Source organism: Palleronia aestuarii, from assembly GCF_003253995.1.
GTDB classification, from domain to species: Bacteria; Pseudomonadota; Alphaproteobacteria; order Rhodobacterales; family Rhodobacteraceae; genus Palleronia; species Palleronia aestuarii.
In genome coordinates this window covers 66,077-81,378 of sequence record NZ_QKZL01000018.1, presented here as the reverse complement: position 1 = coordinate 81,378, position 15,302 = coordinate 66,077, and the positions used below count along the sequence as shown (strand labels likewise).

At 67.0% G+C, this 15,302-nt stretch carries 11 protein-coding genes; 7 read left to right on the top strand and 4 right to left on the bottom strand.

The window, feature by feature from the left end:
- On the bottom strand, positions 1 to 1,767 hold a 1,767-nt coding region (locus LX81_RS16240), incomplete at its 3' end, for a hypothetical protein (protein ID WP_111538367.1).
- A gap of 497 nt (positions 1,768 to 2,264) precedes the next feature.
- On the opposite strand from LX81_RS16240, the gene xrtD reads away from it, so the two are divergent.
- The 3 genes from xrtD (at position 2,265) to LX81_RS16225 (ending at position 5,649) form a co-directional block, all read left to right on the top strand.
- Entirely contained in the window at positions 2,265 to 3,863 is a 1,599-nt protein-coding gene (gene xrtD / locus LX81_RS16235; RefSeq protein WP_111538366.1) for a VPLPA-CTERM-specific exosortase XrtD, read from the top strand.
- 25 nt (positions 3,864 to 3,888) lie between these two features.
- Positions 3,889 to 4,839, top strand: coding sequence for a sulfotransferase family protein (locus LX81_RS16230; protein WP_170133983.1), 951 nt, complete (start codon positions 3,889 to 3,891; stop codon positions 4,837 to 4,839).
- Positions 4,840 to 5,097: 258 nt separating this feature from the next.
- Positions 5,098 to 5,649 (top strand): PEP-CTERM sorting domain-containing protein, encoded by a 552-nt coding sequence (locus LX81_RS16225; RefSeq protein WP_111538364.1) that lies wholly within the window; start codon positions 5,098 to 5,100, stop codon positions 5,647 to 5,649.
- Between the two features lie 139 nt (positions 5,650 to 5,788).
- Here LX81_RS16225 and LX81_RS16220 read toward each other — a convergent pair whose 3' ends face one another.
- Genes LX81_RS16220 through LX81_RS16210 form a run of 3 tightly spaced genes read right to left on the bottom strand, consistent with a single transcriptional unit; the run spans position 5,789 to position 9,167 of the window.
- Positions 5,789 to 6,634 carry a CpsD/CapB family tyrosine-protein kinase gene (locus LX81_RS16220; RefSeq protein ID WP_111538363.1) on the bottom strand — a complete coding sequence of 282 codons (846 nt, stop codon included), beginning with the start codon at positions 6,632 to 6,634 and terminating at the stop codon, positions 5,789 to 5,791.
- A 23-nt stretch (positions 6,635 to 6,657) separates the two neighbouring features.
- The gene (locus LX81_RS16215) at positions 6,658 to 8,265 is read right to left on the bottom strand and encodes a GumC family protein (protein ID WP_234822651.1); all 1,608 of its coding nucleotides are present in this window, start codon (positions 8,263 to 8,265) and stop codon (positions 6,658 to 6,660) included.
- Complete coding sequence (locus LX81_RS16210; protein WP_111538361.1) at positions 8,265 to 9,167, bottom strand: ExeA family protein; 903 nt, start codon at positions 9,165 to 9,167, stop codon at positions 8,265 to 8,267. The genes LX81_RS16215 and LX81_RS16210 overlap by 1 nt, the downstream gene beginning before the upstream one ends.
- A gap of 514 nt (positions 9,168 to 9,681) precedes the next feature.
- Here LX81_RS16210 and LX81_RS16205 point away from each other — a divergent pair.
- The 4 genes from LX81_RS16205 (at position 9,682) to LX81_RS16190 (ending at position 15,293) form a co-directional block, all read left to right on the top strand.
- Entirely contained in the window at positions 9,682 to 10,389 is a 708-nt protein-coding gene (locus LX81_RS16205) for a sugar transferase (RefSeq protein WP_111538360.1), read from the top strand.
- Positions 10,390 to 10,531: 142 nt separating this feature from the next.
- The gene (locus LX81_RS16200) at positions 10,532 to 13,021 is read left to right on the top strand and encodes a tetratricopeptide repeat protein (RefSeq protein ID WP_111538359.1); all 2,490 of its coding nucleotides are present in this window, start codon (positions 10,532 to 10,534) and stop codon (positions 13,019 to 13,021) included.
- A 255-nt stretch (positions 13,022 to 13,276) separates the two neighbouring features.
- Positions 13,277 to 13,912, top strand: coding sequence for a polysaccharide biosynthesis/export family protein (locus LX81_RS16195; RefSeq protein ID WP_234822650.1), 636 nt, complete (start codon positions 13,277 to 13,279; stop codon positions 13,910 to 13,912).
- Between the two features lie 46 nt (positions 13,913 to 13,958).
- A complete protein-coding gene (locus LX81_RS16190; protein ID WP_111538357.1) occupies positions 13,959 to 15,293 on the top strand; it encodes a TonB-dependent receptor in 1,335 nt (444 codons plus the stop codon).
- Positions 15,294 to 15,302: the final 9 nt, after the last annotated feature.

Here is a 15,302-nt window from a genome sequence, read left to right as displayed (position 1 = left end):
ATCCTCCTGCGGAGTGCCCTCCATCACCTCGTCCGCCGGTCCGCCGAGCCGGGTGACGCCCTGCAGGTATTGCGACCCGGCCTCCGCACCGTCCCACCAGGGCGCGGTCTCGCGGTTGAGCGCCATGAGCCGCTCGGCCCGGGGCGTGGTGCCGTCGAGCGATTCCCAGAGCCCCCAGGTGCCGAACTTGGACGGCTTCGTCATGTCGCCGAACTGCATGAAGGGCCCGTCGCCGATCTCCATCCAGGTCTCCCAGAGCAGGTCGTAGAGATCGCCCATCGCCTCGCTGCGCGCGAAGTCGAGCTCGAAGGCGCGCACCCGGTCGAGCGTCGCCTCATCCTTGCCCTTGGCCGTGCCGGCATGATGCTCGTGCTGGCCGCCCTCGTAGGCGACGAGGCCGAGGCCGTTCTCGTGCGCGATGCGCGCCTGCTCGCGCCAGGTCTCCGCCAGGTCGGGGATCGAGAAGCGGTAGTCCGGATCGGCGAGGCTTTCGGCGAGATAGGCGGTCGCGTCGATGTCGGGATCCTCGACCGCGCGGGCGAGCTCCTTCCAGGCCGCGCCGTCGTCCCTGAGCGCCCAGCCGCCGAAATAATGGGTGATGGCGACCTCGTCGAAGACCTCCGTGGGCGGCACGAAGGCGTCGGGCTCGTTCGCCTGCCATTTCTTCGCGCGCAGGAGCCGCTCCGTCACGCCGGGCTGGGTGGCTTGGGTGCCTATCACGTGGACGATCCGGTCCGGCGCGTCCGCGAAGACCTCGTTCCAGATCAGCGCCGCCTCCACGGCCTTCTTGGCCTGGTAATCGGTATGCGCGTCCTCGCCCCAATGTTCCTGCGATTGCCTGAGCAGCCATTGCGCCTGCTCGAACATCCAGTTCCAGGTCTCGTTGGAATACTCGACCCGCACGGTCAGCGCCGGGTCGAGATGGTCGCGCACATAGGTCGCGAAGCGGCGGATGTAGTCGGCATCGGCCATGTGCGGCATGGTGAACCAGGCATCGGTGCCAAGCTCGTTGGCGAGCTGGACCATGTACTCGAGCGAGACGCCGAAGGGGTTCTCGGGACGGACGCGGTCCTCCCAGCTTCGCAGGCTGGAATTGTTGGTCCCGTTCCAGTCCATGAACCGGATCTGGCGCGCATCCTCGATCAGCCGCAGCCAGTCGGGATTGAACACCGCGCCCACGTCGAGGAGGTCCTGGTATTCGCGCTTGACGATGGTGATGTCGCGGATGTGCTCGCCCGTGCCGAAGGGATCGGTCGACAGGATGTCGAGATACATGTTGTCGCCGGTGTTCTCGAAGGCGATCCGCCCCGGCGCGCGGCCGATGACGCGGACCCCGCGCATCTCGATCTCTCCCTCCCCCTCGTAGCGCAGCAGGTACGTACCCGTCTGACGCGCCTTCTCCATCGGCACGGATTTCCACTGCCACAGCGTGGAGATGCGGCCGTAGCCTTCGGGAAAGCCGGTGGGCCAGCCGTTCTCGTCGAGATGGCCGCCCTTGCGCAGGCCGCCCATGTCCATGTTCTCGCCCTGCCCCGACGGATAGGCCGTCCAGGGACGGGCGAGCCGCATCACGTCGAGGAACTGCAGCCCCGGCCGGTAATCCTTGACCCCCGAGAGGTTGAAGGCGAGCGTCGGGTTGTCGAGTCCGAGGGCGGGCGCGGCCGTGGCGGGGGCGCAGAGGATCGCGGTGGCGGCGAGGGCCGCGAGACCGCAGCGCCATCCCGCTTGCCGCCGGACCGGATGGCGTCGGATCGGCTCTCGGTGCATGGGGGTCTCCTTCTGGGGAAATGAGGAAGCGGAGCGCATCGGCTCCTCCATCCGACAGCCGCGCGCGGCGATCAATCACCTGTCCGCCGGTCGCGCCTCAACCTGTCGTGAGACGGCAGGGGACACCGAGGCGGGACGCGACCCGTGAGAGACCGGTCACGAGCGACCTCCTCTCCCCGGTTTCGCGACAATCGCGTTCGTCGCAACTCTCCGTTCACGAAACGGCGGTCATGATCGGGGCGTCCGACCGGCCCGCCGTCCCGATTCGCCCCTCCCGGCCCCTTGCAAACCGTGCCCGGAGCCGTTCCGCACGGCATCCTGACGGGATGTTGATGGCCGCGCGGGCGGGGACGGGATTGCGGTCTGTCCACAGGGGTGAAACCCCTCTATGATCGCGCCGCGCGATGACTTGACCACGATGGCCGCCCGCCGGGGCGGCAGAATGCAGCGTTCGCTCCGGCCCGGGCCGGAACCGATTTCCGATCCAACAGGCCGCCATGTCCTCCCTCAGCCCTTCCCGTTCCCGTATCCAGGTCTCCGACTTCCTGAGCCCCGGCCTTCTGTGGCTGGCGATCTCCATCGTCGGCGCGCTCCTCTTCTTCCGCGAGGGGTTCGAGGCGCTTCTGGAGGCGTGGCAGCTGCCCGAATACAGCCACGGGCCGCTGATCCCGGTGCTCTCGGCGATCCTGTTCCTGCGCCAGCTGAAGGATTTCCCGGTCCATGACGGACCCGTGCCCGACCGCTGGCCGGGCGTCGCGGTGCTCGTCGTGGCGCTGGTCTTCGGCGCGCTCGGCAAGCTCTCGGGCATCGACGACGTGGTGGCCTACGCGCTCATCCTGTGGTCGGGCGCGATGCTCCTGATCTCGTTCGGGTGGCGGACGGGCAAGTACTTCTGGCCGCCGGTGCTGCATCTCGTCTACATGCTGCCGCTGCCCGCGGTACTCTACTACAAGCTCTCCACGACGCTGCAGATGATCTCCTCGGAATTCGGCGTGTGGCTTCTCCAGCTCCTCGACGTGCCGGTCTATCTCGAGGGCAACATCATCGATCTGGGCGTGCTGAAGCTGCACGTGGCCGAGGCCTGCTCGGGGCTGCGCTATCTCTTCCCGATCCTGTCCTTCTCCTACATCTTCGCGGTGCTCTATCGCGGGCCGATGTGGCACAAGGCGGTGCTGCTCCTGGCCGCGGTGCCGATCACCGTGGTGATGAACTCCGTCCGGATCGCGGTAGCGGGCTGGATCGCCAATGTCTGGGGGATCGGCCATCTCGAGGGGTTCACCCATTTCTTCGAGGGCTGGGTGATCTTCATGATCTGCGTGATCCTGCTCTTCATCCTGGCCTGGCTCCTGCTCTTCACCCGCTCCGACCGGCCGAAACTGTCGGAGGCGCTCGACGTCGACATGTCGGGCCTGCCGGTACAGGCCGCGCGGCTGCGCTTCGTGCGCCCCTCGGTGGCGCTGATCTCCTCGGCGGTGCTGCTCTGGGCCGGCGCCCTGGCCTGGGAGGCGCGTCCCGAGGTCGCCGCGCAGAACGTCGATCGCGATCCCTTCGTGCTCTTCCCGCGGCAGATGGGCGACTGGACCTCCTCGGGACAGCTGCCGCTCACTGCCGATGTCGAGGCCGCGCTCGGCGCCGACGATTACGTCTCGATCGAGCTCATGTCCGGGACCGGGGCACCCTCCGTCGGCCTCTTCATGGCCTGGTACGAGGACCAGACCCAGGGCGGGACGCACTCGCCGGAGGTCTGCCTGCCCGGATCGGGATGGGAGATCGCCTGGCTCGAGCGAGTCGACATCGCCCCCGAGATCGGCCTCGACGAGCCCTACAACATCAACCGTGCAGTCATCCAGAAGGGCGAAGCGCGGATGCTCGCCTATTACTGGTTCGAGCAGCACGGACGCCATGTCGCCTGGGATTTTGCTGCAAAACTCTGGCTCTTATGGGATGGAATCACGATCGGGCGGACCGATGGCGCGCTCGTACGCCTCATCACGCCGATCGGACGTGGCGAAAGTCAGGTTGACGCGGAAGCACGGCTGCAGGATGTGTTCCTCGAAACCCATGCGGTCCTGCCGCGTTTTGTGCCGGGGTTGTAACGCTCCGGCATAGCCCGGAGAGATGATGACGACATTGCCCTCGGACGACCTGATCATTGTCTACGGTGCCCTGCGCTCCGGTACGACGGTGTTCCGGCTCATGCTCGACGCGCATCCGCGCATCGCCAATCCCGGAGAGGTGGATTTCCTCTTCGACCATCTCCATCCGGCGCCGGACCATCCGACCGGATGGCGCTACGACCTGAAGGCGCTGCGGCTGAACCGGATCTTCCTTTCGAAGAACCTGACCATCCCCGAGGGCCGAGACGGGCTCGATCTGCTCGTTCATTTCCTCGACCAGTTCCGGCTGCGCCATCCGGGCGCGATCCTGTCGCTGAACCTGCATCGCGGGGTGGAGCGGCTCGTCGAGATCATGCCCGACATCCGCATCATCCATATGCTGCGCGATCCCCGCGACGTGGCACGCTCCTGCATCGGCATGGGCTGGGCCGGATCGCTCTATTACGGCATCGGCCACTGGATCGGAACCGAGACCGCCTGGGAGGCGGTGGCCAGCCGACTCGCGCCCGACCAGGTCCTGACGCTGCGTTACGAGGATCTCTTCACCGACACGGAAGGCTCGCTCGGCGCGGTCTGCGCGTTCTTCGGCGTCGAATGGAACCCGTGGATGCTCGAATATTCGGAAACCTCCACCTACGCGCCGCCCGACCGCTCGCTGATCGCGCAATGGCGGCGGAAATGCACGCCCCGGGAAGTCGCCCTGGCCGAGGGCAAGGCCGCCAATCTGATGCGGGCGCGGGGCTATCCGCCCACCGATCTCGCCCGCGCCCCGAGCCGGGCGGAAGCACTCTGGCTCGCCTTCCACCACCGGGCGTCGGTCTGGCGGTTCAACGGTCGCCGCTACGGCTACGCGCTCTATTTCGGCGAGAAGGTCGCCCGCCGGGCCGGCGCGGCGCGGGTACATGCCGGTCTGCGGCAGCGTCTGAACGTCATTCAGGCACAGCACCTGAAGTAACCATGTCGAATCGTCGCTGCGGCGCGGCGATCCCGAGCAGCCCCCCGTTCCCCTCCCGATCCCGGGGTACTTTTGCCAATCTGCCCAAGAAACGGAAATTGTTGCTTGGAAATCACCGAATATCGCCCTATGATTGAAATTAAATCGATGTAAATTTTTCCCTACCCTGTCCAGAACCTTGCGCGCGGTCTGTCAGATGGGGCATATTTAACCAAAGACAGCCGCAATGTCTGTGGATGTGTTTGTCAGGAGTACGCAATGAAGCATTTTACTAAGATCGCAGCCACGGCGGTCGCCCTCTCGCTCAGCGCGGGCATGGCCTCCGCGGTGACGACGGTGAACGCGAACGACGAAGTCCTCAGTGTCGGCGGTGTCGTCACGGCCGGAAGCGGTACGTCGTTCCAGTACGACTACCAGGTTTCCGAAGATCTGTTCGTCCGTGAATTCGCCCTGTCGGCCGTTGGCTTCAACAACGGCACCGACATCGAGAAGATCATGGCGAGCCTGATCCCCGGCGATGGCGACAGCGTGATGCTCGACGCAGCCGAGAACACCGACACCGATGCCGGCGCGGGCCGCGTCACCTTCGGTGGCGCCTTCCTTTCCGGCATGTCGTTCCAGTCGGGCGACACGTTCTCGATCCTCTTCCGGGTCGAAGACGGCTCGACCACGTCGAGCAATGTCGGCGTTCAGGCGAGCTTCACCCCCGTTGCCGCGCCCACGCCGGTTCCGGTTCCCGCCGCTGGCGGCCTGCTGCTGACGGCTCTTCTGGCCGGTGGCTTCGCTGCCCGCCGCAAGAAGGCCGACTGATCGAGAACTCTCGATCACGACCGATCGTCTAACGGAGAAGGGCAGCCCGAGGGCTGCCCTTCTTCTTTTGCGTCATCGCACTTCCCTGCGATCGGCGTATCGCACGCCGCCCCGATGGCACGTGGCCGCGATGCGCCTCTCAGGCGTGATAATCGTAGGATTGGTCCGCGCCCACGTAGCGGCACTTGTTCAGCACCACCCCGAGGACGTTCGTCCGCCCGGCGAATTCCCGTTCGCAAAGATCGATCTGCGCCACGCTCGTCGTCTCGGCGGCGGCCACGATGAGAACGCAATCGACCTTGTCGGCAAAGGCGATGGCGTCGTCGCTGACCTCGAAGGGCGGCATGTCGAAGAGCAGCACGCTCGGGTCGTATTCCTGCTGGATCTGATCGAGCGCCTGGCCGATCGCCGGCCCCTGCAGAAGCTCGGCCGATTGCTGGACGAACCCGTTGGCGATGCCCACGGCGAGGTTCGGACGAAGCCGCACCGCGTGATCGGCGAAGGGCGCGCTCCCCTCCAGCACCTTCGAGAAGTCCTTCTTCTCGGGCAGGCCGAGGATCCGCCCAAGCGCGGGGCGCCGCAGGTCGATCTCGCAGATGATGGTCCGGAGCGAGGCCTGGCGCGACAGCGAATAGCCCAGGTTCAGAGAAATCGTCGACTTGCCGCTCGACGGGCCCGGCGAGGTGATCGCCACCCGCCGCCAGCCGTTCGCCTGCATCTGCTGCAGCATCCGGGTCCTGAGCTTGTCGAACTCGGTGCCCGCCGGGCCGCGCAGCGCCGTGACGATGCGGTTGTCGCGGAGTCGGGACGGATCTGCCTCGAAATCCGGGAGCGCGTCCCAGGCCGCCGCGACGCGCGAGGGCGCCGGGGCCTCGGTGCGGGCGGTACGACCTGTCCCGCCCGCCATCCGGCCGGGTGTTTCCCCGGGATCGCGGTTCGCCCGGGAGGCGCGCGCCTTGGCGATGGCCGATTGTATCTTTTCCATGGGGCGGACGTGTCCTCTTCGGCTCAGGCCGTAATCGGCAGCACCGACCGGCGGATGGCGATCGGCAATCTCTGCATTACCTCGTCCATCAGCAGGTCGAGCGGCATCACGTAGGCATTGACGGCCCACAAGCCGATCGGCAATCCCGCGAGGACGAGCGCGAAGGCGGCGGTGATAAGCGCCCGGCGCCGCCGGATCTCGCGCTCGGTCCGGATGAAGGACAGGGTCGCGAAAGGCATCAGGTCGAGCTTCTTGACGATGTCGACCGGCCGGCGGATCGAGGTGTTGAGGAATTCCAAGAGCAGGATCAGCCCGAGCCCGGCCGCGATCCCGCCGCCGACACCGGCCGCGGCGATCTTCGGACGATTGGGGGAGTTCGGCTCGCGGGGGGCCACGGCCTGTTCGATCACCGAGATCCGCTGGCCCTTCGACATCGCCTCGATCATGTCGCCAGTCTCGGCCCGGGCGCGGTTGGCGATCGCCTGATCGTATTGCAGGCGGAGATTGTCGTAGTCGCGCTGGAGCGTCTGCAGGGTCACGGAGTTCGACGGCGTCTGGTCGATCGAGGTCGACAAGGCTTCCATCTCCGCGTCGATCTCCTCCCGACGGTCGGAGAGGAACTCGAGCTGGTTGTCGAGATCGGCGAGCTGCATCTCGTAGGTGGTGAGCGGCGAGCCGTCCGCGTTGCGCTGGCCCGCGGTACCGCCGGCCTCGGCGGCCTGCTCGGCCACGGTCCGCTCGAGCGCGTCGATCTGCGCGCGCATCACCCGGATGCGCGGGTTCTCGGGCGACATGACCGCAAGCGACGTGGTGTATTGCTCGCGCAGCCGGTTCAGCTGCGCCTGCTCGGAGCTCTGCGTGCCCCCCTGCATCCCGACCTGGCCGGTCCGCTCGTAGAGATCGACGAGGCTCGCACGGCGATCGTTCAGGGCGGCCTCGTCGCGCTGCAGCTGCAAGAGGCGCTCCTGCGCCGCGGCGAGCCGGCTGCGGCGGAAATCAAGGCTGTCGGGCAGGGCGCCGCGGTTCTCCTCCTGGAAGGCGATGATCCGCGCGCCGCGATCGGAGAGTTCCTGGTCGAGCCGTGCGACCTCCTGCTGGAAGAATTCGAGGGTCTGGCCGGACGTGCCGGTCCGCACCCGGACGTTTTCCTCGAGGATCAGCGACACGACCCGGTTCGTCACCTGCGCGGCGAGGTCTGCACGGTCGGCGGAGAAGCTCACGGTGACGAGCGTGGCCTCGGGCGCGTCCCGCCGCGATCCGCCCCCGGTGGTGCGGATGTTGATCCGGTTACGCATGTCGGAGACGATCTCGTCGGGCTGCAACTGCTCGCCGGGCTGCTGGGCGGCATCGCGGTAGACGCCGAGCGAGTTGGCCATGTCGAGCAGGATGTCGCGGGTCAGGATCCGCTGCTGGATGATCTGCAGCTGCTCGGTCGCCGCGGTCCGCACGGTCGAGGCCGCGAGCTCATCGGGGATTTGCTCGGATTCGACCACGAGACGCGCCTGCGCCACGTATTGCGGCGGCAGGATGACGGCGAGGGTGATCCCCGCCGACGCACCGAGCGCGACGAGAATCAGGAAATAATGCAGCCGCCGGAAGAACAGGGAAAGATAGAAGCGGATATCGGGCATCACTGGGCCTTCGAGGCGACGGAATTGACGAGGCGGACGGGATCGTTGCGCATCCCCCCGGCGAAGAACACGCCGTCGGCAATAATTTGCCGGACGGTCTTGGACGACACATGATATTCGTTGTTGGTAAACGCATAAACCATGGCCAGATCACAAATCTGATTGACCAGCCGCGGCACGCCGCCGGTCTGGGCGTGGATTTCCTGGCAGGCCTCGTCGCTGAAGACGTCCGCCGGCCCGCCCGCGACGGCCAGGCGATGGGCGATATAGTCGCGGATCGTGTCGACGCTCATGGCCGAGAGGTGGAAGCTCGCGGAGACACGCTGCGCGAACTGCTTCAGGTCGGGTTGCAGGATCGTGTCGCGCAGTTCCGGCTGGCCCACGAGGACGAGCTGCAGGAGCTCGTCCTTGCCGGAATTGATGTTGGTGAGCATGCGCAGCTCCTCGAGCGTCGAGCGCACGAGATTCTGCGCCTCGTCGAAGATCAGGATCACTCGCCGCCCGTTCGCGTATTCGTCGATTAGATAGGCCTGGAACCGGTCGAAGAGATCGACATAGGCGTCCGACGCGGAGACCGGCTGGTCGAGCGCGCGCAACACCCAGCGCAGCAGCGAGCCGCGATCGGACGCGTCGGCATGCGAGCCGTGGGCGTTGGCGATCAGGCCGATCGTGACGTCGTCCTCGATCTGGCGCAGGAGGTGATGCAGGAGCGTGGTCTTGCCCGCCCCCACCTCGCCAGTGATGAGCGTGATCGGCGCCCGGGTGACGATGCCGTATTCGAGGATCGCGTAGGCGCGCGTATGGACCGGCCCCCAGAACAGGAAATCGGGATCGGGCACCAGCGAGAACGGCCGTTCCGTCAGCTGGAAATGGTCCGTATAGATGTCGATCGTGCTGTTCATGGTCTCCGTTCCGTTCCGTGACGGGAGGATGTCCCGAGGCCTGTGGGGGTATCCTCGAGGCGGCGGCGGAACCACACCATTTAACGGGACTTTGTTAACCGGAAGGTACCAAGACGACAAGTTACGGAGAATCGTGAACGTGAGTAGAATGAAGGCAGGCATTTTTGCGTTGGAAATCAGGCCGCTTTTTCCGCAATCGCAACCCACCCGCCTCGATATCGCGCAAATGCGAAACAATCCCAATCGCGTTATCGGCCTGCACCCGAGATGGTGAACCGATAAATTCTCCGCTTTTCAATGCCTTACATGGATCTACCTCAGGTTGATCAGACTATGTCACGAAAGTGACGCTGGACTGGCGAACGATACAATTTTATTCCAATACCCAGATAGAGATAGCCGGACGCCGAAGCGTTCGACGCCGTAACCTGGAGGTGCTGCTTGTGCTCGCAGTGCGTCCTCCACGCCATGCCGGATGCCTGTCCGAGTGGCGACTTACTGATTGGATAGCCGAATGACCGCTCAGGACACTCATCTTGCTGCCTTCTACGGGCCGGTCGAGCCTAGCTCCCCCCAGAAGGTCGACGATGCCCAACCCCGCTCCCGATCCGGGGGCGGCGCCTACCGCGCAGGGCTCAAGCGGATCTTCGATTCCGCCTTGGTCCTGCTCGCCGCGCCCATCGTACTGCCGATTCTGGGCGTGCTCATCCTGCTCGTCGCCCGCGACGGCGGCAATCCCTTCTACTTCCAGGACCGGATCGGCCGCGCCGGCCGCGTCTACCGGATGTGGAAGCTGCGCACGATGGTGACCGATGCCGATGCCTGCCTCGAGACGCATCTGAGCGAGGATCCCACCCTGCGCGAGGAATGGAACACCAAGCAGAAGCTTCTCGACGATCCGCGCATCACGCCGCTCGGCCGCGTCCTGCGCAAGTGCTCGCTCGACGAGCTGCCGCAGCTCTGGAACGTCCTGACCGGCGACATGAGCCTCGTCGGACCGCGCCCGATGATGGTCTGCCAGAAGGACCTCTATCCCGGAGAGGATTATTACGACCTGCGCCCCGGCATCACCGGCCCGTGGCAGATCTCCGATCGCAACCACACCGATTTCGTCGATCGCGCCGGCTACGACGCAGGATACAATGCCAGCCTGTCCTTCTCGAAGGATCTGCAGATCCTGACCTCGACCGTCCGCGTGGTACTGCGCGGCACCGGATACTGAACCGAGAAGGTCCGTTTCGCCTCTGGGCGACCGCTCGACGACCGACTTCAGCCGATCCTCTCGATGACAATTTCGAGAGGATCATGCTTTTTCCACGTCGGCTTCGTAACTCGTGCAGACCTTTTCCTGTAGTGAGCAAGCCATGATCCTTCGCCCCCTTACCGCCGCACTTCTCGGCGCGACCCTGCTTCTGTCGGCTTGCCAGAATTCCGAGGAACGCGCCGACGAGTTCTATCGCTCCGGCCTGGCCCTCCTCGAGGCCGGCGACGCCGACCGGGCCGCCGTCGAATTCCGCAACGTCTTCCGCTACGACGGCGCGCATCGCGACGCCCGGCTGCGCCTGGCCGAGATCCTGATGGAGGATGGCGATACCCGCGGCGGCTATGGACAATACCTGCGTCTGGCCGAGCAATATCCCGAGGATGCGGAGGTCCGCCGCCGTCTCGCCACGATCGCGATCGCCGAACAGAACTGGGAAGAGGCCGAGCGCCACGGTCGCGCCGCAATCGAGCTCGATTCCGAACCGCTCGAGGCCCGCGCGATCCGCACCGCGCTCGATTACCGCCAGGCCGCGATCGACGAGGACCAGGCGGCCCGCACCGAGGGCGAGACGGCGGCCCGCGCGATCCTGGAGGAGGACCCGGACAACCTGATCGCGCGCCGCGTGGTGATCAGCGAGGAGCTGGCCACGGAGCGCTTCACCGACGCGCTCGCCGACATCGACCGCGCGATCGCCACGGCACCGGACAATATCGAATACAGCACGCTGAAGCTGCGCGTACTGGGCACGCTTGGAGAGACCGATGCGATCGGCGCGCATCTGCGGGAGATGTACGAACGCTTCCCCGAGGACGAGACTGTCCAACGGTCGCTGATCTCGTGGTACATCCAGCAGGACGATTACGACGCGGCCGAGGATTTCCTGCGCGGCCTCGCGGGCGCCGATACCGGCCCGGTCGAGGGTCATGTCACGGTCATCCGCTTCCTCGAGGAGGCGCGCGACCGCGACGCGGCCCGGGCCGAGATCGACCGTCTGGTCGAAGCCAATGCCGACAATCCCGAGAACGCGGCGCTCTATCGCTCGATGCAGGCGAGCTACGATTTCCAGGACGGCGAACGGGACGCGGCGATCGCGCAGATGCAGCGCATCATCGCCGACGCCCCGGCCGACACCGCCCAGACGCAGCGCCTGAAGGGCGCGCTGGCGCAGATGCTCGTGGCGACCGGCAACCGGACCGGCGCGCGCGCCCTCGTCGAGGAGATCCTCGAGACCGACACGTCGAACGTGACGGCGCTGAAGCTGCGCGGCCAGATGCTGATCGACAGCGACGAGCCGGGCCAGGCGATCATCGACCTGCGCCGCGCGCTCGACCAAAGCCCGCGCGACACCGAGACGATCCTGCTGCTCGCCGATGCGCATGAGCGCGACGGCAGCCCCGAGCTGCAGGGCGAACGGCTGGCGCTGGCCGTCGACATCTCCAACGCGGCCCCCGCGGAATCGCTGCGCTACGCCGCCTATCTCCTGGGCGAGGGACGCGCCGCGTCCGCCCGCTCGGTCCTGGCCGAGGCCCGTGCGGCCAATCCCGGCAATATCGACATCCTCCTGCAATCCGCCCGCCTCGCGCTCGAGGACGACTCGCTCGGCCTCGTGCGCGGCATCATCCGCGATCTGGAACTGATCGAGGACGATCCGCGGGCCGCGGACGCGGCGCAATCGCTCCAGACGGGCATCCTGCTGCGTCAGGGCCGGTTCGACGACGGTCTCGCCCTTCTCGAGGATCGCGCGGCCCAGCAGGACGATGCCGCCGCGGCGGTGCTCGCGGTCGTCCGCACCCAGTTGATGGCGGGGCGTATCGGCGATGCCCGGGCCTATCTCGACACGGCCCTCGAGCAATCCCCCGACGATCCGGCGCTGCGCCAGATCGATGCCGGCCTCGCCACCATGGAAGGTGATCCGGAGCGGACCGAACGCATCCTGCGCGACCTGATCGCCGACGAGCCGCAGGCCCTGGCGCCGGTGCGCCAGCTCTACACCCTGCTGTCCTCGGGCGACCGCCGGGACGAGGCCACGCGGGTGCTCGACGCCGCGATGGAGGCGATGCCCGACTCCCGCGACCTGAAGATCCTGAAGGCCGGAGAACTGGAGCGGGAGGGCAATATCGACGGCGCCATCGCGCTCTACGAGGCGCTCTATGCCGAGAACACGTCGAACGTGGTGATCGCCAACAACCTCGCGAGCCTCCTGTCGAGCCATTCCGAGGACGAAGCGACGCTCGATCGGGCGGCGGCCGTCGCCCGCCGGCTCCGCGGCACGGAGATCCCCGCCTTCCAGGACACCTATGGCTGGATCGCCTACCGGCAGGGCAATACCGAGGAGGCGCTCGGCTATCTGGAGGCCGCGGCGAACGGACTGCCCGAGGATGCGCTGGTGCAGTACCATCTCGGCATGACCTACGCCGAGCTCGACCGTCCGGCGGAGGCGCGAGAGCGGCTGACCGAGGCGCTCGATCTCGCCGGCGACCGGCCGCTGCCGCAGATGGAAACCGCGCGCGACACGCTGGACGGGCTCGCGCCTGCCGCTCCGGATCAGGAGGCGGCGCCGGACCCCGCCGCCGCACCGGCCTCCGAATAGGCGCGCGCCCCGCCCGTGGCGGGGCGGGGCACGCATTCCGCCCGTCGCGGGCCCCATGCGGGCCGCCCGTTCCGGGCGCCGCCGGTACCGCCCGTCCCGAACGAGGCTTCCACGCCACACAAGCGGTCCCCCGCCCGCCGCGGGAGGGGGGGCCGTGCAGGGGATGTTGCGCCGCGCCGGGCCGGGTGGCATCAACGGGACCACGATCCCGTGCCCGCCGCCGGCACGACCTGATCTTGATGAGAGGACCGGATGTTGCGTTGCATATCATTTACCCGGTGGCTTCTGGCCGTCTTTGCCGTCATCTGCGCTGCTGCTGCCGGACTGCCGGGCGGTGCCGCTGCACAAAACAGCTACGCGCTCGGCCCCGGCGACGTGCTCTCCGTCGAGGTCCTCGAGGATCCCTCGCTCAACCGCAACATCCTGGTCCGGCCCGACGGGCTGGTCTCTTTCCCGCTCGCCGGCACGATCCGGGCGGCGGGACGGTCGGTGGAATCGGTGCAATCTGACCTGATCTCCCAGCTCTCGCCCAATTTCAGCAACCCGCCCACGGTGTTCGTCTCGCTCGAACAGCTGGCCGCAGAGGACGAGCCACAGGAGGTCGTGCCGCCGACGATCGCCGTCTACGTGATGGGCGAGGTGGCCACCCCCGGCCGGCTGGAGCTCGAACCCGGCACGACGCTCCTGCAGGCCTTCGCGCAGATGGGCGGCTTCTCGAACTTCGCCGCCACGAAGCGGGTGCAGTTGCGCCGCCGCGATCCCGCCACCGGGCGCGAGACGGTCTATCCGCTGAACTACGAGGCGATTTCCCAGGGGCGCAGCGGCAACGGATCGATCGCGATGCAGGATGGCGACGTGATCCTGGTGCCGACGCGCCGCCTCTTCGAGTGATCCGCGCGAGATCGAGGACCGGCATTCCGGCGCGAGGAGACGAATCGTGACGCGACTTCCCCGCCTTCGGGCCGGCCGCCGGCCCCCCGGCCTCGCCGCGCTGGCGCTGAGCGGGGTCTGCGCGGGCCTCCTCGTGCATGGCGCGCAAGCCCAGGAGGCCGGCCGGGAACTGAACATCGGCACGTCCCTGGGGGTCCAGGCGAACGACAACCTCAATCTCGACTCCGACAGCGAGGGCTCCACGACAAGCGCGACGGCGGGTTTCGATTTCGCGCTCCTGCTTGCCAATATCGGGCAATCCTTCGCGCTCTCGGGCGATTTCCAGCTGCGGTCCTCGAACGGACCCGACGAGGACGCGGTCTCCGACGGGCTCAGTTCCGCCGATCTGAGGCTCCGCTACAACCGGGAATCGCGCGACGCGCGGTTCGGCGTCAACGGCTTCCTGTCCCGCCGGGAGGTGGCCCTCATCGAGCCGCTCGACATCGTGGACCTGCTCGATCCCGACGGGGACGGGGTGCCCAATCTCGACGATCCGCTCGTGCTCGACGATCTCGACGTGGCGACGCAGCGCGGCACGCGGCTGAGCTTCGGCCTCGACACCACGCTCGAACTGCGCCGCACCGCGCCCTTCGGCATTATCCTGTCGGCCGGGCTGAGCGGGCTGCGCTACGACGATTCGTCGACGGGCGGGCTCGAGGACGAGAACCGTCACCGGGCCGGGATCGGCCTGCGCTTCGATCTCAATCCGGTCACGCAGGCCCGACTGGATCTCGACTACAGCAGCTACGAACAGGACAACGACGACGAGGGTCGGCGCGACACGTTCGTCCTGTCGCTCGACCTGAACCGGGCCACGCAGGCGGGCTCGATCGGCCTCGTGACGGAGGCCGTCTCCACCGAGGATGGCGAGAGGTTCACGCTGGGACTCGAGCGCAGCCTCGACCTGCCGCTCTGGACCCTCACGGGGCAGATCGGCGCGACCCGGACCGAGGGCGGCGACGTACTGCCGACCGGCCGCCTCTCGGCCTCCCGCGACCTGAGGCAGGGCGCGCTCTCGCTCGACCTCACCCGCGAAGTGCGCTCGGGCAGCGACGACGAGGAGCGGCGGGTCACGGGCCTCTCGCTCGATTATTCCCGGCCGCTGACCCCGCTCACCTCCATGGGGCTCGACCTCTCCTATCTGCGCAGCGACGCGACGGGCGATAACGACGAGACCGAGAGCTTCGGCCGCGCCGCGATCGAACTGAACCGGACCCTGTCGGAGGATTGGAGCCTTTCCGTGAGCCTCGCGCACCGGATCGAGGATAACGGCTTCGCGGACCGCGCCCACGACAACAGGATCTCGTTCGACCTGCGCCGGCAGGTGACGTTCCGGCCCTGACCGGTCCCT